Annotated in this window: 18 protein-coding genes; 8 read left to right on the forward strand and 10 right to left on the reverse strand. The window is 58.3% G+C overall.

Going from position 1 to position 18,330, the window contains the following annotated elements; genetic code table 11:
* Positions 1-17: 17 nt before the first annotated feature.
* Complete coding sequence (gene uraH / locus ACXAH3_RS07085; RefSeq protein WP_474861378.1) at positions 18-371, reverse strand: hydroxyisourate hydrolase; 354 nt, start codon at positions 369-371, stop codon at positions 18-20.
* A gap of 113 nt (positions 372-484) precedes the next feature.
* Here uraH and puuE point away from each other — a divergent pair, with 113 nt between their 5' ends.
* Both puuE and ACXAH3_RS07095 read left to right on the forward strand, forming a co-directional pair.
* Entirely contained in the window at positions 485-1,906 is a 1,422-nt protein-coding gene (gene puuE / locus ACXAH3_RS07090) for an allantoinase PuuE (RefSeq protein WP_474861379.1), read from the forward strand.
* Complete coding sequence (locus ACXAH3_RS07095; protein ID WP_474861380.1) at positions 1,903-2,394, forward strand: ureidoglycolate lyase; 492 nt, start codon at positions 1,903-1,905, stop codon at positions 2,392-2,394. Before puuE ends, ACXAH3_RS07095 begins: the two co-directional genes overlap by 4 nt.
* Here the strand turns inward: ACXAH3_RS07095 and ACXAH3_RS07100 are convergent, their stop codons facing one another.
* The 3 genes from ACXAH3_RS07100 to tmpA form a co-directional block, all read right to left on the reverse strand.
* Entirely contained in the window at positions 2,395-3,825 is a 1,431-nt protein-coding gene (locus ACXAH3_RS07100) for a M10 family metallopeptidase (RefSeq protein WP_474861381.1), read from the reverse strand.
* Positions 3,826-3,944: 119 nt separating this feature from the next.
* Complete coding sequence (tmpB, locus tag ACXAH3_RS07105; RefSeq protein ID WP_474861382.1) at positions 3,945-4,532, reverse strand: (R)-1-hydroxy-2-trimethylaminoethylphosphonate oxygenase; 588 nt, start codon at positions 4,530-4,532, stop codon at positions 3,945-3,947.
* Positions 4,529-5,674, reverse strand: a complete 1,146-nt coding sequence (gene tmpA / locus ACXAH3_RS07110) for a 2-trimethylaminoethylphosphonate dioxygenase (protein WP_474861383.1) — start codon at positions 5,672-5,674, stop codon at positions 4,529-4,531. The genes tmpB and tmpA overlap by 4 nt, the downstream gene beginning before the upstream one ends.
* Before the next feature lie 99 nt (positions 5,675-5,773).
* Between tmpA and ACXAH3_RS07115 the strand changes: the two genes are divergently transcribed.
* The 5 genes from ACXAH3_RS07115 (at position 5,774) to ACXAH3_RS07135 (ending at position 10,342) form a co-directional block, all read left to right on the forward strand.
* Complete coding sequence (locus ACXAH3_RS07115) at positions 5,774-6,634, forward strand: LysR family transcriptional regulator (protein ID WP_474861384.1); 861 nt, start codon at positions 5,774-5,776, stop codon at positions 6,632-6,634.
* Positions 6,635-6,766: 132 nt separating this feature from the next.
* Positions 6,767-7,498: an energy-coupling factor ABC transporter ATP-binding protein gene (locus tag ACXAH3_RS07120; protein WP_474861385.1), complete on the forward strand. Its 732-nt coding sequence runs from the start codon at positions 6,767-6,769 to the stop codon at positions 7,496-7,498.
* Entirely contained in the window at positions 7,473-8,084 is a 612-nt protein-coding gene (locus ACXAH3_RS07125) for an energy-coupling factor transporter transmembrane component T family protein (RefSeq protein WP_474861386.1), read from the forward strand. Before ACXAH3_RS07120 ends, ACXAH3_RS07125 begins: the two co-directional genes overlap by 26 nt.
* Positions 8,085-8,090: 6 nt before the next feature.
* Entirely contained in the window at positions 8,091-8,642 is a 552-nt protein-coding gene (locus ACXAH3_RS07130; RefSeq protein WP_474861387.1) for a biotin transporter BioY, read from the forward strand.
* 164 nt (positions 8,643-8,806) lie between these two features.
* Positions 8,807-10,342, forward strand: a complete 1,536-nt coding sequence (locus tag ACXAH3_RS07135; RefSeq protein WP_474861388.1) for an alkaline phosphatase family protein — start codon at positions 8,807-8,809, stop codon at positions 10,340-10,342.
* Here ACXAH3_RS07135 and ACXAH3_RS07140 read toward each other — a convergent pair.
* Together ACXAH3_RS07140 and ilvD are read right to left on the reverse strand one after the other, a co-directional pair.
* On the reverse strand, positions 10,315-10,998 hold the full coding sequence (locus ACXAH3_RS07140) for a haloacid dehalogenase type II (protein WP_474861389.1): 684 nt from the start codon (positions 10,996-10,998) through the stop codon (positions 10,315-10,317). The genes ACXAH3_RS07135 and ACXAH3_RS07140 overlap by 28 nt on opposite strands.
* A 102-nt stretch (positions 10,999-11,100) precedes the next feature.
* Complete coding sequence (gene ilvD, locus ACXAH3_RS07145) at positions 11,101-12,936, reverse strand: dihydroxy-acid dehydratase (protein ID WP_474861390.1); 1,836 nt, start codon at positions 12,934-12,936, stop codon at positions 11,101-11,103.
* A gap of 187 nt (positions 12,937-13,123) precedes the next feature.
* On the opposite strand from ilvD, the gene ACXAH3_RS07150 reads away from it, so the two are divergent.
* Positions 13,124-14,143 carry an NAD-dependent epimerase/dehydratase family protein gene (locus tag ACXAH3_RS07150; protein ID WP_474861391.1) on the forward strand — a complete coding sequence of 340 codons (1,020 nt, stop codon included), beginning with the start codon at positions 13,124-13,126 and terminating at the stop codon, positions 14,141-14,143.
* Here ACXAH3_RS07150 and ACXAH3_RS07155 read toward each other — a convergent pair whose 3' ends face one another.
* The 4 genes from ACXAH3_RS07155 to gyrB form a co-directional block, all read right to left on the reverse strand.
* Positions 14,144-14,536: a hypothetical protein gene (locus ACXAH3_RS07155; protein WP_474861392.1), complete on the reverse strand. Its 393-nt coding sequence runs from the start codon at positions 14,534-14,536 to the stop codon at positions 14,144-14,146.
* Complete coding sequence (locus tag ACXAH3_RS07160; RefSeq protein WP_474861393.1) at positions 14,533-15,318, reverse strand: hypothetical protein; 786 nt, start codon at positions 15,316-15,318, stop codon at positions 14,533-14,535. The genes ACXAH3_RS07155 and ACXAH3_RS07160 overlap by 4 nt, the downstream gene beginning before the upstream one ends.
* A 29-nt stretch (positions 15,319-15,347) precedes the next feature.
* Entirely contained in the window at positions 15,348-15,614 is a 267-nt protein-coding gene (locus tag ACXAH3_RS07165; RefSeq protein WP_474861394.1) for a spike base protein, RCAP_Rcc01079 family, read from the reverse strand.
* 255 nt (positions 15,615-15,869) lie between these two features.
* Entirely contained in the window at positions 15,870-18,287 is a 2,418-nt protein-coding gene (gene gyrB, locus ACXAH3_RS07170; protein ID WP_474861395.1) for a DNA topoisomerase (ATP-hydrolyzing) subunit B, read from the reverse strand.
* Positions 18,288-18,330 lie beyond the last annotated feature (43 nt).

Consider the following 18,330-nt stretch of genomic DNA (forward strand, 5'->3'; position numbering starts at 1 on the left):
GTTGTTTTGGAACGAAATTAACTTCCGCGATAAGTCGAGTATCCATAGGGCGACAGCAAAAGCGGCACGTGATAATGCGTCTGTTCGGACATACCGAAACGGATCGGAACCATATCTAGAAACAGCGGGCTTTCCCCGTCCTGACCGGTCGCGCGCAAATAGTCGCCCGCGTGGAAGACCAGTTCGTAAGTGCCTGTTTCAAACTCGTCTGCCGGAAGGATCTGCCGGTCAGTACGCCCATCCGCGTTGGTTGTCAGGCTGTGGATCCACGCCCGCACCTCGCCCTCGATCCGGTAAAGATCGATGCGCAAACCCTGCGCGGGGCAGCCGCGCGCTGTGTCCAAAACATGGGTGGTCAGATATCCGGTCATGAAACGTCCTTTCCTTGGCACCACTATCAAAGGAACCGCGCCTGCGCGCAATCCTGTTTGACCTGCCCCGCGTTCCTTGGAAGGGTGGGCAAGGACAAAGCACGAGGGAACCCATGCCCGACAGATACACCCGCGACATGCGCGGCTATGGCCCAACGCCACCCAACCCGAACTGGCCAAACGACGCCAAGATCGCCGTTCAGTTCGTCCTGAACTATGAAGAAGGCGGTGAGAATTGCGTTCTACACGGCGATGCCGCGTCCGAGGCATTTCTGTCCGACATTCCCGGCGCCGCCCAGTGGCCCGGCCAGCGGCATTGGAACATGGAAAGCATCTATGAATATGGCGCGCGGGCGGGGTTCTGGCGACTGCATCGTCTATTTACTGGCGCAGATATTCCCGTGACGATCTACGGCGTCGCAACCGCCCTAGCCCGCAGCCCCGAACAGGTCGCAGCAATTAAATCCGCTGGGTGGGAGATCGCAAGTCACGGCCTTAAATGGGTCGAACACAAAGATATGCCCGAAAACGACGAGCGCGCTGCGATTGCCGAGGCCGTGCGCCTGCATACCGAGGTCGTCGGCAGCCCTCCGCGCGGGTGGTACACCGGGCGCTGTTCGGAAAACACGGTGCGGTTGGTCGCAGAACATGGCGGGTTCGACTATGTCTCGGACACATATGACGACGATCTGCCTTATTGGGCCGAAATAGGGTCACATGATCAGCTGATCATCCCCTACACGCTCGAGGCCAACGACATGCGCTTTGCCACCGCACCAGGTTGGGTCACGGGCGATGATTTCGGAGATTATCTGATCGACGCGTTCGATACGCTGTATGCCGAAGGACAAGCCACAGATCGCCCCGCGATGATGTCGGTCGGGCTGCATTGCCGCCTAATCGGTCGCCCCGGCAAGATCAGCGGACTGCGCCGTTTCATCGACCATATCCAACGCCACGACGACGTCTGGTGTCCACGCCGGATCGAGGTCGCCGAGCACTGGGCAACACACCACCCGCACAAACGGTTCGAGCGCCCCAGCCAGATGTCCCGCGACCGCTTCGTGGCGCTGTATGGCGGGATTTTCGAGCACTCGACATGGGTTGCCGAACGCGCCTTCGAGCTGGAACTAGGCCCCGCCCATGACAGCGCAACGGGTCTGCACAATGCGCTGTGCCGCGCCTTCCGATCTGCCACTGGCGACGAACGGTTGGGCGTTCTGGGCGCGCATCCGGATCTGGCGGGCAAGCTGGCGGCGGCGGGGCGACTGACGGCGGAAAGCACCTCGGAACAGGCCAGCGCTGGGCTGGATATGCTGACAGACCGCGAACGCCAGACTTTTACGCAGCTGAACGCGGATTATGTGGCCAAACACGGCTTTCCCTTCATCATCGCTGTGCGCGATCACAACAAAGCGTCGATCTTGGCGGATTTCAAACGTCGCATCCTTAATGACCGCGCAACCGAGTTCGCCGAGGCCTGTCGCCAAGTCGAGCGCATCGCCGAGTTTCGCCTGATGGACCTGCTGCCATGACCGAAGTCATCGCTCAGCCGCTGACGGCAAAAGCCTTCGCCCCGTTCGGAGATGTGTTGGAGCTGACCGACCGTGACAGCCTGACCATCAACGCCGGCATGTGCCAGCGCCATCACGATCTGGCGAAACTGGACTTTGGCGAAGGTCGCGCGGGGATCAGCCTGTTTGACGGCAAGGCGCGGCAGTTTCCGTTCACGCTGGATCTGGTCGAACGGCATCCGCTGGGATCACAAGCGTTCATCCCAATGAACAGCGTAACCCTTCTGGTGACGGTCTGCCCGGACGAAGGTGGAAGGCCCGGCACACCAAAAGCCTTCCTTATGCGCCCGGATCAAGCGATCAACCTGCACAAAGGCACGTGGCACGGGGTTCTCGCCCCCATCGGCGCACAGGGGCTTTACGCGGTTGTTGACCGGATCGGAGACGGCGACAATCTGGAAGAGTACCGATTTGCCAACCCGATCCTGATCCACCCGCAAAAGGTGTGATCAATAGAACTGAATGTCGTCGACAAGGTTCATCTTGTTCGACACGTCTTCAATGACCAGCTTGTCACCGCCTTTCAGTTCGATGTGGACATGACCGTTCTTGACCGTGGCCTTCTGCTTCAGAAGCTTTCGAACCGTCAGTCCGTTCGGAACATCATCCCTATCAATGAATATCGTATCATTCTGGCGCGCACTAAAATCGGTGATGCGGTCCTTACCGCCGTTGAAATAGAACTGGTCCGCGCCTTTGCCGCCTGTCATCTCGTCATTGCCACCCGAGCCGTTCAAGTAGTCTTTGCCCTTTCCGCCGCGCAAATCGTCTGCGCCGAGGCCGCCATACAGTTTGTCAGCCCCGCTATTGCCGACCAACTTGTCGACGCCCTTACCGCCAGTCAGCTTGTTACCCTGTCCATTGCCTACAATTGTATCAGCACCCGAACCGCCCTTGGCATTTTCAATCACCGTTCCTTTGGCGATGGACAGGTTACCCTCGTACCCCAGAACATCAGAGAACTTTTCTTGCCGCAGATCGATACGCTGTTTCCGGCCCGTCTCAGAGAAATCAAATGTATCCTCGCCACCGCTGTCCAGAACGGTCATGGCGACTCCTGGATAGTCCCCAACCGGACCAGTTGCCCGAGCGTTGTCAGCAAGACTTGCAAACTTGGCCGCAGGCCCTTCGGCATTGGACCCATACCCATAGGTCGTCTTTCCGGTGTTCACGTCCGTGGGCGCGCCATACAGTTTCTTCATTGCAAGGATATCCGCCGCCATCGGCGTCAGAAGAAAGGCTAAATCTGCATCAACATTGTCATTATCATCCTGTGCGAAATAGGACATAACCGACATTTGCCAGCTGTCATTGGCGAAAGTGGCATCGTTCGGGAATGTTGCCGAGCCGTTGTAATTGCCTGCATGACCAAGCCCAAGCGCATGGCCAATTTCATGCACATAGGTTTGATAGGAATAGCTGTGTAAATCGTACCTGTCATCATAGCCGTGGACGGGGTCTGGGTCATAGTACCAGCCAGTCGACACATTCACGAAGGACTGGTCAATGATTCCAGGTGAATCAAAGGTGGACCACGCGTAAGCACCAGAATCATCATCACCAAAGACGATGTCCGCGCTTGCCACGTCGTTTCGAACAAAGCTGATACCCGTCACGGCGCTCCAAGCCTCGAACGCCTTTTCGACAAACCATGCACCTTCATCTTCCAGCCCGGCGACCGAATATGTCAGCGTCCCGCCGGTTGAAACATCGAATTTACGCGTAGAATACCCGGCGTCGTCCCAGTAGCCAGTGGTCAGATAGTTCGCAGCCTGATTGGTCGAATAGGTCGGAAGACTTGCCGAGCCTACGCCCGCACCACCGATGTTGATATCATCGACTTTATCGACGTGAAATTTGTTACCGCATTTCGTGCACATGTCGACCTCTCAACAATAAGTTGCGTATTCCAAAGCAAATATTGGTACTTATCGCAAGGCTGACATCATTTTTGGCAGTTTTTGGGCGGGCAACATCATACATTGCTGACCAATCAGCATCATTCCGCACGGTGACGGTCCACCATGCGCTGGACCATGGGGGCAAAGTGCCAATAGTCCGGCGTTTTCATTCCAGCGCGTTTGCCCGCTTCATCAAGATAGCGAACGGCGATGATTTCTTTCAGGTTGGGGTTCTTTTCAAACGTGGCCACCTCGTCCGCATTCATCGGTCCGCCCTGCAGTTCCAATGTATGCACAGAAGCCGCGCTAAGCCGGTCGAAATAGGACGGTTTCGTGGCGCACAAATATCGCTTCGCCGCCACGTGAAAGCGCACGCAATCGGTGATCACGCTGGGAAAGAACTGCCCTAACACCTCGGCGCCCGCATCTTCGTGATGGCGGTCCTCGGTGTCGTCGGGGTGATACGTGCCGAACTCGGAGGTAAAGTGGCCGATATCGTGCAGAAGCGCGCCGACGATGATCTCTTCGCTTTGGCCATTCTGTTCGGCGATCGTAGCCCCCTGTAACATATGCTCGGCCATGGTGACGTCTTCGCCCAGATACTCTTCGCCGCCGCGACGGTCGAAGATACCGCCGATGAATGCGACGATGTTGTCCGGCGTCAGTGTTTCGATATCCGGCTTCATTCTGCGGCCTCCTGACGATGCGCGCGCGACAGGGCGGCAGCAGTCGAGCGCAACCCGTCCGTGTCGGAATAACAACCCTGAAGCCATCGCGTGCCTTCACCGGAGTACCCCTTTCGGGCGTGCAACACGCGGGTGTTGTCGACGACGAAACCCTCTCCCGGCTCCAGACGGAAAGTAACCTCCATCGCCGGATCATCAATGATCTCGCCTAGACGGCGATAGGCGGCATAATAGGCCTGCATCTGGTCAAACGGCACATCCGTAACAGCGGCCAGAGAGCGATTGTTGAAACGGACGCCGATCAGCTCGCCATCTGGGGCTAATTCGATCATCGGGCGTCGCGATTGAAGGCAAACGCCTTCTTCGCCCGCGTATTCGAACCGCGCACAGTGATTGGCCAGAACGTCGAATGCGGCCGGGTCTTCCTCGCGCAGACGGCGGGCGGCGGCGAAGCCGTCCACGACCATGTTCTCGCCCCCAGCGGCCGAACTTTCCAAACAATAAAGCACCTGAACCGAGGGCACCGGATCGCGGTACGGGTTGTCCGTATGCGCTTGTAGTCCCAGCCCGGTGAAGGCAAGGTTGGTCGGGTTCACCTCGGTCCGCACCTCGAAATGGCGGCCATAGTTGGTCTCGCGGACATAGCCGAACAGGTCGACCACTTTGAACAGCGCACCGTCCTCGACCGGGCCGTTCACGACCTTGCCGAAGCCGAAACGTGTGACCTGTTCCAGCCAAGCGCTAAGCGCGACGGGGTCGGTGGACAACTGCGCGAAATCACCGATTGCCACACCGCCCATCAGGCGCGCATCCCAAGTCTCGATCCCATCGCGCAGCCATCCGCGTTCCGCGGGCGCGGGGCGGTCATAGGCGTTCTGGGTCAGCCAACCCGCGTCATAAGTGACGGTTTTACCTTCAGGCGCAAAGCGGATGGAGATCTTACCCCCACTGACCGAGGCTTCGGTCATATGCGTATCGGCAGGCAATGCGCCCAAGGACAGCAGGCGCTGACCGCTTCCAGCCGCGCGCGTTTTCGGGTCCCACGAGTTGTCGCGCAGCCAGATGGCATGAAACCGAAGAGGGCCGTTAGGGGTGGTCAGGGTCAGAACCTGGCCAGATGAGTCAAGCTGGGTGGCAAACATGCGCGTGTCTCCTGTGACGCGGTGATCCTGAGGTGATTGTCCGCGCAAATTGCGATAAGGACAATCAAGCGAAAACACACCTGAGGCACCGATCTGCTTATGGATAATCCCCTTTCAAACCTGCCGCTGGACTGGATCCACGCGTTCGAAGTCGCCGGACGGCTGGGCAGCTTCACCGCCGCCGCGCAGGAAACCGGGCTGACGCAGGCCGCGATCAGCCAGCGGATCGGGCATCTGGAAACGCGGCTGGGCGTGGCCCTGTTCATCCGTAAACCGCGCGGCGTCGTGCTGTCGGTCGAAGGCGAGGCATGGCTTCCTTATGTCACCCACGCGCTTGGAACTTTACGTCAAAGCTCTGAGGAGCTTTTCGGCATTCAACGTAGACGCCTGACGGTCTGGAGCAGCACCTCGGTACTTGAACACTGGATTGCGCCGCGATTGGCAAGACTATCACTGGGAGATGACGTGCAGCTGTCGTTCAAGACGTTGATGCTGGCGTCCGAAGACAATTCGCAACTGCGTGGGGTTCGGCTGCGCTATGGCAGCGGGGATTGGAACATCCTATATCGCGCTCGTCTGTTTGACGAGGTACTGGCCCCCGTCGCGGCGCCCGCCTTGTTACAAGGCATGGATGCCGACCACTGGCAGGGCCTACCCCGGATCGGGCTGTCTGGTCCGCGCATGGGCTGGCACGAATGGGCGGCCCAAACGGGCGACGCCCCAACACCCATCCCGTATTTGCGCTTTGATACCTTCACCGCAGCCCTTGCCGCTGCACATGCAGGTGCGGGTGTATTGCTGGCCTCTTTGCCACTGATCGAGGGCGCGTTGGCATCTGGCGCTCTGATCCGTCTGTCAAAGGAAACGCTCCCTTCCGAGAACTCGTATTGGATGGTGGCGGAACGCGGAGAATTGACCAAACGTCAATGGAATAAGCTCACAACCGCATTCTGCGCCTAACTTGATCAAATTCGAGGCGCAAAATGTGACGTAATGGAACTGCACCATCTGCATTTTCTTACGGCATTCTCTCTTGCGTCCCGCGAAAAGGCCCGTCAAAAACCTGCAAACTTCGGGCCTTGGAAAGGGCACATGGACAGTCAGATGAAACCCGCGCGGATCGAATTCCAAGCTGCCAGCTTTACGGTGGCCGAGCGTCGGATTCTGTCGGATCTGTCGGTGGATCTGGCCGCCCAACGTATCGGGATCATCGGACGCAACGGGTCGGGCAAGACCAGTTTCGCGCGGCTGCTGTCGGGGCTGGTGGAACCCAGCGGTGGCACCGTCCGCATCGACGGGCTAGACCCCGCCAAAGATCGCCGCGCAGCGCTGTCGCTGGTGGGCATCCTGTTTCAGAACCCTGATCATCAGATCATCTTCCCCACCGTGGTCGAAGAATTAGCGTTTGGTCTGCGACAGCTTGGGTTGGACGATCCCGAGGTTGCGGCCCGTACGCAACTAGAACGCTTCGGCAAAAGCCACTGGGCAGAAAGCCATGTGCATGGGTTGTCTCAGGGACAGAAGCAATTGGTCTGCCTGATGGCGGTGCTTGCGATGGCCCCGCGTATACTGGTGCTGGACGAGCCCTTCGCGGGGTTGGATATCCCGACGCGGATGCAGCTTGGCCGCTATTTGGATCGTTACGAGGGGACGCTGGTGCATGTCACACATGACCCGGACGAACTGTCGACCTATGACCACGTCCTGTGGATCGAGACCGGAGAGCTGGTCCAACAAGGTCTGCCCGCCGACGTGCTGCCCGCCTTCACCGCCCAAATGAAACAGCAGGGGGAAAGCGATGATATCTCTGACCTCTCCGATTGAGACCCGCGCCCATAGCTGGCCTGCTGGCTTGAAGCTGGCGGGGCTGTGTGTCGCAACGCTCGTGTTGTTTCAGATGCAAAGCCTCTGGTTCCATCTGGCTGCTTTTGCCACCACGCTGGTTCTGTATACCCTACCCGGTCACAGCTTTCTGCGCGCTGGGCTGCGGTCGCTGAAAGTACTGTGGCCGTTCGTTCTGCTGGTTGGGATCTATCACATCGTGACCCGCAGCCCGGTGGACGGGCTGGGGATCATCCTGCGTATGCTGACCGCCGTGGGGCTGGCCAATTTGGTTACCGTGACAACGCGCCTGACCGACATGATTGCTGTCGTCCGCTGGTTGACCGCACCTCTGCGCGTCTTTGGTCTGCGTACCGAATACCTCGAGACCGCCATCGCGCTTGTCATCCGCTTTACGCCCGAGCTTCTTGCAAAGGGCACCCACCTGACCGAGGCTTGGCGCGCCCGGTCTGCCCGCCGCCCTGGCTGGCGCATTATCCTGCCATTCACGGTTCTTGCGTTGGACGACGCAGACCACATTGCCGATGCGCTGCGCGCGCGCGGCGGTTTCGACGCCATGAAGGAGTGAGACACCATGGAAAAGAATGTAACCCTTATCGCACTGTTTGCAGCGCTGATCGCGGCCCTTGGCCTGATACCGAAGATCGACTTGTTCTTCGGCGTTCCGATCACCGCCCAAAGCCTTGGCATCATGCTGTGCGGCACCATTCTGGGCGCCAAGCGTGGCGCGCTGGCCGTGCTGTTGTTCCTTCTGCTGGTCGCTATTGGCCTGCCGCTTCTGTCGGGTGGTCGCGGCGGACTGGGCGTCTTCGCGGGTCCCTCGGTCGGCTTCTTGATCGGCTTCCCAGTCGCTGCCTTCGTCACCGGCCTGATCACTGAAAAGTGGCGTACAGGCCCGGTCTGGCTAAGCGCCGGTGTTGCCGCTGTCATCGGCGGCATTATCGTGCTGTACGCATTCGGCATCCCCGGCATGGCCATCGTTCTGGACAAGTCGCTGGTTGAAGCCACTGGTCTGATCACTGCTTTCATCCCGGGCGATGTGATCAAAGCAGCCCTTGCAGGTATGCTGACCGCAGCGCTGGTGAAAGTACGCCCGGCCAGCGTTCTGTCGCGCGCCGAAGCGTAAACCAAACACGCCTTAAAGCGTCGAAGCCGCAGCGCCCCTTGCGCTGCGGCTTTTCTTTTGCCCAACTAACCAATTTCGCGGTTTCAACGAGTCCAGCACAACTTCTTCTGGACCGATTGAAAATCCATGCCCTATCAATTTGATGACAGGGTAGGAGATCCGCGATGGCCACCAAGAAGAACGTGCTGTTTATCATCATCGACCAATTGCGGGCGGACTGCCTGCATGGCGCTCTGGCGGATCACGTAGACCTGCCCAATCTACGCGCCTTGATGGATGAAAGCATCACTTTCAAACGCCACTTCTCGGTCGTGAACCCGTGTGGGCCCTCGCGTGCTTCAATCCTGACAGGTCAATACGCGATGAATCACCGGTCGGTGCGCAATGGCACGCCCTTGCGCCACGACACGCCCACCATCGCCAGCGAAATGCGCAAGGCGGGGTATTTGCCGATGCTGTTTGGCTATACAGACACCTCGCAGGATCCGCGCGCGTTTGCGCCGAATGACCCGGCCGTGCAGACCTATGAAGCTGCTATGTCCGGTTTTGTCGAACAGGTCGAAATGCGGTTGGAGATGTCGTATCCGTGGCGATCCTATTTGATGGGCAAGGGGCATCACTGGGACAATTACTGGCAGCTTTATGTCCCCGGCGGGGACGGGTCTGCGATAAACGCGCCTGCCGTTTATTCAGCCGAAGACAGCGACACCGCCTTCCTGACCGATCAGTTCCTTGACCGGATGCCCGCCTATGCCAATCAAAGCTGGTTCGCGCATTTGACCTATATCCGCCCGCACCCGCCACTGGTCGCACCCGCGCCCTATAACGACATGTACGATCCAGCCACGTTGCCAGCACCCACCCGCGTCGGCTCGCGTCAGGACGAAGCCGCAGTGCATCCTTTCTTCGGCCCTGCTTTAGCCAACGAAACGGCTGCGAACTTCGTGTTGGGCGCCAAGGCCGATAACAGCGACGAGACCTTGCAAGCCCTGCGCGCCGTCTATCTGGGGCTGGCGACGGAAGTGGACCACCATATCGGGCGCGTCATCAGTTTCCTGAAAGACAGCGGCCAATGGGACGACACGCTGCTGATTGTCACCGCCGACCACGGCGAGATGCTGGGGGATCACCACGCGTGGGGCAAACACTCGGTCTATGACGCGGCCTATCACACGCCGCTGATCATTCGCGCTCCGGGCTGCTCGGCAGGGCATGTGGTGGACGTACCGACCGAAAGCATCGACCTGACGCCCACGATCCTAAACTGGGTCGGGCAAGAGGCACCGAACGCGATGGATGGGCAGTCGTTGCTGCCGTTTCTGTCGGGCGAGACGCCCGATGGCTGGCGCGACTATTCCTTCTCGGAGCTGGATTTTGGGCACCCGATCACACCCACCCTGTGGCAAAAAGAGCTGGGGACAGATGCCAGCAATTCCTGCGTCGGCATCCTGCGCGACAGCCGCTTTACGCTGGTCGAATTCGCCGCCGATCTGCCCCCGCTTCTGTTCGATCACGAGGGACAGGGCGAGTTGAAGAACGTAGCCGAAGACCCCGCCTTCGCCGCCGATTTGGTTCGTCTAACACGACAAATGCTGCGCCACCGGATGCGGAACATGGACCATACGCTATCGTATGACATGATCACCGATCAGGGGCCGAAACGCGCCCAGCGCTACCCAGAGAATGACGCCAGCGCGTAATCTGCTACGTCCTTCAGACTTTTACCACGCGCCGCCGGCTCGACCCCCAGCCGCTCCATCGGAAGGCCATAGCGATTCAGCCAGATCGTGTGATAGCCGAACCACGTGGCCCCGCAGATGTCCCAGCAATTAGACGAAACGAACAGGATTTCGGACACGTCAAAGCCGAAGGCATCTGGGCCCATCTGATAGGCTTCAGGCGCGGTTTTAAATCTGCCCACGGTATCGACGGACAGAACGTGGTCCAACAACCCGTCCAGCCCGGCGGCCTCAAGCGCGCTATCGATCATCGCGGGTGTTCCGTTCGACAGAATCGCCATTGGCACCCCGGCAGCTTTCAAACGGGTCAGCTGGGCGTGGTTTTCTTCGAAAGCGGTCAGCTTTTCATAGGCACCCATCAACGCGTTACGCTGTTCGGCGCTGGGTGTGACACCCAGCAATTCACATGCGTAATCCAACCCATCCCCGGTCACCTGCCAGAAGTCGGCGTAGCGGTCGCACATCGTCCGCAGACGGGTGTATTCGATCTGCTTGTCGCGCCACGTAGTGGCAATTTTGGCACCTCTTCCGGGGAAGAATTCTTCCGCCAAGGCACCAACCGAATAGACATCCAGAAGGGTGCCGTAGGCGTCGAAGGCAATCGCTTTGATGGGCATGGGGGATCCTTTCCGTTCGCATCCATAGCCTAGGGGCAGATGGGCCGGTCGGAAAAGGGAAAACGGGCGCGTTGGTATTCTTACCTACGCGCCCGGATGAGTTTAGTCGATGACACGAACTGCACCTTTGGCAGCCGACGAGGCCAGCATTGCATAGGCCTTCAGCGCCTTTGACACCTTGCGCTTGCGCGGCTCGGCAGGCACCCAGCCTTTTTCGTCCTGTGCCTTGCGGCGGGCAGCCATTTCTTCGTCCGAAATGGCAAGGTTGATGGTGCGGTTCGGGATGTCGATCTCGATCTTGTCGCCGTCCTGAACCAGACCGATCGCGCCGCCCTCAGCCGCCTCCGGCGAGGCGTGACCGATAGATAGGCCCGAAGTGCCGCCCGAGAAGCGACCGTCCGTCAGCAGCGCACAGGCTTTGCCCAGACCTTTCGATTTCAGATAACTGGTCGGGTAAAGCATTTCCTGCATCCCCGGACCACCGCGCGGGCCTTCGTAACGGATAACCACAACGTCGCCCTCCTTGACCTTGCCAGTCAGGATGTTGTTCACGGCAGCGTCTTGGCTTTCGCAGACATGCGCAGTGCCGGTGAAGGTCAGGATGCTTTCATCCACGCCCGCGGTTTTCACGATGCAGCCATCTTCGGCAATGTTGCCAAACAGAACCGCCAGACCGCCGTCTTTTGAGAACGCGTGCTCGGCAGAACGGATCACCCCGCCTTCACGGTCTGTATCCAGTTCCTTAAAGCGGTTGGCTTGGCTAAACGCTTGCGTCGTGCGCACGCCGCCGGGAGCGGCTTTGAACAGGCTTTCGGCCTCGGGGTTGTTGGCAACCTTGATGTCCCACTTGGCAATCGCCTCGCCCATGGTCGCGCTGTGGACGGTCGAGCAATCGTTGTGCAGCAGACCCGCGCGGCTGAGTTCGCCAAGGATCGAGAATATACCGCCGGCACGGTGCACATCCTCCATATGGACGTTGGCCGTGTTCGGCGCGACCTTGCAAAGACAGGGCACTTTCCGGCTGAGCGCATCCATATGCGTCATGTTAAAATCAACTTCGCCTTCGTTGGCAATGGCCAGCAGGTGCAGAACCGTGTTGGTCGAACCGCCCATAGCGATGTCCAGCGACATGGCGTTCTCGAACGCCTCAAAAGTCGCGATCTCGCGCGGCAACAGACCTTTCTCTTCGTCCTGATAGTGGCGTTTGGTGATCTCGACGATCTTGCGACCCGCCTCGAGGAACAGGCCCTTGCGATCCGCGTGGGTGGCCAGGGTCGAGCCATTGCCTGGCAATGCCAGCCCCAGCGCCTCGGCCAGACAGTTCATCGAGTTCGCAGTGAACATACCCGAGCACGAGCCGCAGGTCGGGCAGGCATTTTCTTCGATGTGTTGAACTTGCTCGTCTGTGTATTTGTCGTCGGCAGCGGCAACCATCGCATCGACAAGGTCGATCTTCTTGGCGTCCAAATCGGCAATGTCGATCTTGCCCGCTTCCATCGGGCCTCCGGATACGAAGATCACCGGGATGTTCAGACGCATCGCGGCCATCAGCATACCGGGGGTGATCTTGTCGCAGTTCGAGATACAGACCATCGCGTCAGCACAGTGGGCATTCACCATATACTCGACGCTATCGGCAATAACTTCGCGCGACGGCAGCGAATACAGCATCCCGTCATGGCCCATCGCGATCCCATCGTCGACGGCGATGGTGTTAAATTCCTTGGCGACGCCGCCTGCGGCCTCGACCTCGCGGGCGACCATCTGGCCCAGATCCTTCAGGTGGACGTGACCCGGCACGAATTGCGTAAAGCTGTTCACAATGGCGACAATCGGCTTGCCGAAATCGCTGTCGGTCATCCCGGTCGCGCGCCAAAGGCCACGGGCACCGGCCATGTTGCGGCCATGGGTCGAGGTTCTGGATCTGTAAGCAGGCATGTGGTTCCCACCCTTGTCTTGAGGTTCCTGTCTGGCAGCGATTATCACCTCGCGCGCCTTGAAACCAGAGCAGAATGTTAAGCGCTGCAAGAACCTCGTCGAAAGAAATTAGGCTACCAAGGTGCTTGGCGCTTGGGTTTGGCCCCTTTAGAAAGGGAATGTAGAATTTCAGAAAAGGTCATTTTCAATGAGCAAACGTAAGGTTCTTGTGACGGGCTCGGCCGGATTTATAGGTTATCACCTGTCAAAACTTCTGCTGGAGGACGGCTTTCAAGTCCATGGCTTCGACGGGATGACGGATTATTATGACGTCACACTGAAGCAGCGTCGCCACCAGATGCTATTGCAAAACGAAGGCTTCTCGGCGACCGAAGGGATGCTGGAAGATCTTGAATTGTTCGATCAGATGGCGGACGACTTCGAACCGGACATCATTGTGCATCTCGCCGCTCAAGCAGGCGTGCGCTACAGCCTTGAGAATCCACGTGCCTATATCGACTCGAACGTGGTCGGCACCTTCAACGTGATGGAAGCCGCCCGACGCCACAAGGTCGACCACCTGCTGATGGCCTCGACCAGCTCGGTTTACGGCGCGAATGACGTGATGCCCTTCACCGAGACCGAGAAAGCCGACACACAGCTAACCATCTATGCCGCGACGAAAAAGGCGAATGAAGCCATGGCGCACAGCTATGCGCATCTGTGGAATATCCCTTCCACGATGTTCCGCTTTTTCACCGTCTATGGCCCGTGGGGCCGCCCCGACATGGCGCTGTTCAAGTTCACCAAGGGGATCATCGAAGGCACGCCCATCGACATTTACAACAATGGCGACATGTTCCGCGACTTCACCTATGTCGAGGATCTGGTGCGCGGCATCCGTTTGCTGATCGACAGCCCACCCGTGCGTCCTGAAAGTAAGGATGACATCGAAGAAGGCGACAGCCTGTCCCCAGCCGCGCCCTATCGCGTGGTGAATGTCGGGAATTCGGACAAGGTGCGTTTGTTGGATTTCGTGGAAGCAATCGAGGCCGCCTTGGGCAAGAAAGCCGTGCGGAACTATATGGAGATGCAGAAAGGTGATGTGCCTGCCACATGGGCGGATGCGACCCTATTGCAGCGCCTGACCGGGTATCGCCCCGCCACGGATTTCCGCGACGGGGTAAACAGTTTCGTGGCGTGGTATCGGAACTACTACAAGGTGTAATCAGCCCTCGATGGGTATCGGTGCGAGCCTTAGCAGGGGGATAAGCGTCGCGGGCTCGACACCTATCAGGGCCAGAAGCTTGTTTTGATCCAAGCGTGGTGGCGTGTTTGACAACAACGGCAACCAGACTTGCAGTGCTGTCTGCGCGCGCGTGGCAGCCACCAAGTCGGTCGCCGGCGAATGTTGCGGAACGACAAGCGCGCTTGAAGCGACCACCGGAAAATCATCACCGGCCAACAACGACGCCAGCGCAAACCGCGTGCCATCCTGGTCTTCCCAGCCTGCGCGCTTAAATGTGTGCCCGTCCGCCGCACTGCTTCCAACACACACAGCGAACTGATTTGCGTCCGGAATCAGCGCCTCGGGACAGACAATTGTAATGCGTAGAGTCATAGGGATACTCCCACTTTGTCCGCCATCCATTGCTCGAGCGCATCAATCTGCGACGGGTTCGGTTGCGTGCTCGTCCCATCCCAGACCTGCAGGCCAAACAGCTTGAACGCACCGGGTATGCTGCCACCTGTCAGCGCCAGACCGATGCGCAGCGGATGCGGCTCGATCATTTCTGTTGCAAGGTTCTGCGAGGTACTCATAACCTCGACACCGTCCAACCGAACTGTGACGTTCCCCGGCGCAGTTTGCAGCGTAACGACATGTGGCTGATGACCGCCCCAAATTGAAGGCGCTACGACATGCGATGCACTAACACCTTGATCAGAAAGGCGGCTATAGAACTGCATTCGATCGTTGTTGGCACGAGGGCCAATCGACATACCGTTGTTCTTATTTCTGCTGATCTCGGCGATGTTTACCCGCGCCGTTCCAAGCGTGGTTATCAGCTGACATCCGAATACCATGGTCACCGGATTGCCAACGCGCAACGACGGTGCGGTAGCCATCGCATCATCCACACCATCCGTTTCAATCCAATGTAGCGTGCCATCAGTGCGATAACTGGGACGTGCGGCGCTGACCGCTTGGATCAAATCCAGCCCATTCATGGTTTCATCGCGCCAAAGGCCAACTGGCTGATTATCGGCTGTGACAGCTGTGATACCCGTATCTTCCTGGAATAACTTCTGCATGTTTGAAGGATCGAACATGGCCGAAGGGGCAAGCTGCAAAGGAGAGAACGGCACCGTTGATGTCGATGGTGCCGCACGGCGCAAAGCCATCGCCGGAAGCTCGAATCCTAGCGCCAACATCAAATCAGCACAAACGCATGGATGCCAGTTGCTGTGGTGCCCGTCGACAAGACCTTGCGGACCCCGACCGGAAGGATCGAGTTATCTGCAACAACCACCGTGCGCGTCATCCCCGCAACGCTTTCAAACGAAACTGCGCCGCCGGTTTCAACATACAAGGACACAGCAACATTTGGCAGCTCGCCCAGATCGGATGGCAGAATGGGTTCCATATCGGTGGCTGGTCCACGCAAGGAAGGTGAACGGTTCTCGAAGGGGTTGGACATAGCATGCTCCTGACAAATTCTCACGCAGGCGGTCACTTGCACATTGCGTGATGGGATGCCGAGCTTTCTAGCCAGATAGGTTGAAGAAGCCTTAACCGGGCCGAACGCCCCGTTGCGCCTGTTTCGCGACCAGAAGACAATTGATGCACAAAGGTCAGCTGGTGGCGGTTTGGCGGCCGCCTATTCCATTGCTTCATCTCAAAAAAAAGACCCCGCAAGTGCTGCGGGGCCTTCGATGTCTTTATACTGGCGCGATCAGAAGTCCAGGTTCTCGACCGACAATGCGTTCTGCTGAATGAACTCGCGGCGGGGTTCCACCACGTCGCCCATCAGCTTGGTGAAGATGTCGTCAGCCTCGGCCAGATCATCCACCTTCACTTGCAGAAGCGTACGTGCCTCGTGATCCAGCGTAGTTTCCCACAGCTGGTCGGGGTTCATCTCGCCCAAACCCTTATAGCGCTGAAGCGTCAAACCCTTCTCGCCTTCGGCCAGAACGGCACTTAGAAGGTCGATTGGACCCTGAACAAGAATCTCGCGATCCTTGCGCGACAGGTGCGAATGCTCGCGATAGATGTCGCGGGTGTCTTGGGACACCTCTGACAAACGCCGTGCCTCGCCCGAGCGCAAGACAGCGCCGTCCAGCGTGCGGATCTCTTCGACACCGCGCAGAACTCGGGCCAAACGGATTCCGTGATCCTGCGTGATCCGCCCCTGCCAGCCGCGCTCATATTCCACGGCGACCTTATCCAAACGCGCGGCCACGTCATCCGCCACACGCTGCAAATCCGCATCCGCACGGCCCGGATCAAAGGCACCGGCAAGGGCGGCTTGCTCCAGAATGTTGCGCGGGTAATGGGTCGGGAATGCGTCCAGAATACGTTTGAAGTTCCGGGCACCTTCGACCACGCGGGCCAAATCGGCACCGGCGATTTCTTCGCCATTGGCAAGGCGCAGAACCGTCCCGTCGATGCCTTGATCAATCAAGTAATCCTCAAGCGCGGTTTGGTCTTTCACATAAACCTCGGACTTACCGCGGCTGACCTTGTACAACGGCGGCTGCGCGATATAGAGGTACCCGCCTTCGATCAATTCCGGCATCTGACGGAAGAAGAAGGTCAGAAGCAGCGTCCGAATATGCGCGCCATCCACGTCCGCATCGGTCATGATAATGATCTTGTGATAGCGCAGCTTTTCGATGTTGAACTCGTCGCGACCAATTCCGGTGCCCAGCGCTGTAATCAGCGTGCCGATTTCCTGACTGGAAAGCATCCGATCAAACCGCGCGCGTTCCACGTTCAGGATCTTACCGCGCAGGGGCAAAACCGCTTGATCGTGACGCGAGCGACCTTGCTTGGCCGACCCGCCGGCCGAGTCACCCTCGACCAGGAACAATTCGCGTTTTGCCGGGTCTTTTTCCTGACAATCCGCCAGCTTACCGGGCAGCGACGCCACATCCAGCGTTGATTTCTTCCGTGTCATCTCGCGCGCTTTGCGCGCAGCTTCGCGGGCCAGCGCGGCCTCGATGATTTTACCGACAATCATTTTCGCGATCTGCGGGTTCTCGTCGAACCATTCTTGCAGCTTTTCGTTCATCAGGCCTTCGACCGCTGGACGTACTTCAGACGAAACCAGCTTGTCTTTGGTCTGCGAGCTGAATTTCGGATCAGGTACCTTAACCGACAGAACGCAGGTAAGCCCCTCGCGCGCATCGTCGCCCGTGAAGTTCACTTTCTCTTTCTTCGCCAAGCCCGAGGAGTTCGCGTACAGGTTCAGCGTCCGCGTCAGCGCACCCCTGAAACCCGCAAGGTGGGTCCCGCCATCCCGTTGGGGAATGTTGTTGGTAAACGGCAGTACGTTCTCGTGATAGCCATCGTTCCACCACATCGCGACCTCAACCCCGATGCCATCCTTCTCGCCGGTGACAAAGATGGGCTCTTCCATCAAAGGGGTCTTCGAGCGGTCAAGGTATTTTACAAACTCTTTAACGCCACCCTCATAGAAAAGTTCGGAATGCAACTTTTCAGCAGGACGTTCGTCTTCGATGATGATCCGCACACCCGAGTTCAGGAACGACAGCTCGCGCAAACGGTTTTCCAGCGTCTTGAATTGATAATCAAGGTTCGAGAACGTGTCCGTCGACGCCAAGAACCGCACCTCGGTCCCAGTACGATCACCACAATCGCCAACCACTTTCAGATGTTCTGCCGTCTCGCCGCGTTCAAAGCGGGCGACGTGCTCTTTCCCATCGCGCCAAACACGCAGCTCCAACCAATCTGACAGGGCGTTTACAACCGACACACCCACACCGTGCAGTCCGCCCGACACCTTGTACGAGTTCGAGTCGAACTTACCGCCAGCGTGCAACTGGGTCATGATGACCTCGGCAGCCGACACGCCTTCCTCAGGGTGCATATCCACCGGAATGCCGCGCCCGTTATCGGATACCGAGACCGAGTTATCTGCGTGAATCGTGACGGTTACGGCGTCAGCGTGACCGGCAAGCGCCTCATCAATGCCGTTGTCGACAACCTCGTAAACCATATGGTGCAGACCCGAGCCATCATCGGTATCACCGATATACATTCCGGGGCGCTTTCGCACCGCTTCTAAGCCTTTGAGAACCTTGATGGATTCAGCACCATACTCGGCACTGTTCTGCGCGTCATCAGCCATAGGGGCCTTCCTGTTATTCGTTCCGGAAAATATAGTGTTTTCC

It is taken from the genome of Aliiroseovarius sp. ABM4_368, assembly GCF_056161205.1.

Bases quoted from the DNA above. Each gene is read 5' to 3' on its own strand.
- gyrB (WP_474861395.1), bottom strand. From the start codon at position 18,287: ATGGCTGATGACGCGCAGAACAGTGCCGAGTATGGTGCTGAATCCATC.
- puuE (WP_474861379.1), top strand. From the start codon at position 485: ATGCCCGACAGATACACCCGCGACATGCGCGGCTATGGCCCAACGCCA.
- ilvD (WP_474861390.1), bottom strand. From the start codon at position 12,936: ATGCCTGCTTACAGATCCAGAACCTCGACCCATGGCCGCAACATGGCC.
- ACXAH3_RS07155 (WP_474861392.1), bottom strand. From the start codon at position 14,536: ATGACTCTACGCATTACAATTGTCTGTCCCGAGGCGCTGATTCCGGAC.
- ACXAH3_RS07095 (WP_474861380.1), top strand. From the start codon at position 1,903: ATGACCGAAGTCATCGCTCAGCCGCTGACGGCAAAAGCCTTCGCCCCG.
- uraH (WP_474861378.1), bottom strand. From the start codon at position 371: ATGACCGGATATCTGACCACCCATGTTTTGGACACAGCGCGCGGCTGC.
- ACXAH3_RS07130 (WP_474861387.1), top strand. From the start codon at position 8,091: ATGGAAAAGAATGTAACCCTTATCGCACTGTTTGCAGCGCTGATCGCG.
- ACXAH3_RS07125 (WP_474861386.1), top strand. From the start codon at position 7,473: ATGATATCTCTGACCTCTCCGATTGAGACCCGCGCCCATAGCTGGCCT.
- tmpB (WP_474861382.1), bottom strand. From the start codon at position 4,532: ATGAAGCCGGATATCGAAACACTGACGCCGGACAACATCGTCGCATTC.
- ACXAH3_RS07115 (WP_474861384.1), top strand. From the start codon at position 5,774: ATGGATAATCCCCTTTCAAACCTGCCGCTGGACTGGATCCACGCGTTC.
- tmpA (WP_474861383.1), bottom strand. From the start codon at position 5,674: ATGTTTGCCACCCAGCTTGACTCATCTGGCCAGGTTCTGACCCTGACC.
- ACXAH3_RS07160 (WP_474861393.1), bottom strand. From the start codon at position 15,318: ATGGCTTTGCGCCGTGCGGCACCATCGACATCAACGGTGCCGTTCTCT.
- ACXAH3_RS07165 (WP_474861394.1), bottom strand. From the start codon at position 15,614: ATGTCCAACCCCTTCGAGAACCGTTCACCTTCCTTGCGTGGACCAGCC.
- ACXAH3_RS07100 (WP_474861381.1), bottom strand. From the start codon at position 3,825: ATGTGCACGAAATGCGGTAACAAATTTCACGTCGATAAAGTCGATGAT.
- ACXAH3_RS07135 (WP_474861388.1), top strand. From the start codon at position 8,807: ATGGCCACCAAGAAGAACGTGCTGTTTATCATCATCGACCAATTGCGG.
- ACXAH3_RS07140 (WP_474861389.1), bottom strand. From the start codon at position 10,998: ATGCCCATCAAAGCGATTGCCTTCGACGCCTACGGCACCCTTCTGGAT.
- ACXAH3_RS07120 (WP_474861385.1), top strand. From the start codon at position 6,767: ATGGACAGTCAGATGAAACCCGCGCGGATCGAATTCCAAGCTGCCAGC.
- ACXAH3_RS07150 (WP_474861391.1), top strand. From the start codon at position 13,124: ATGAGCAAACGTAAGGTTCTTGTGACGGGCTCGGCCGGATTTATAGGT.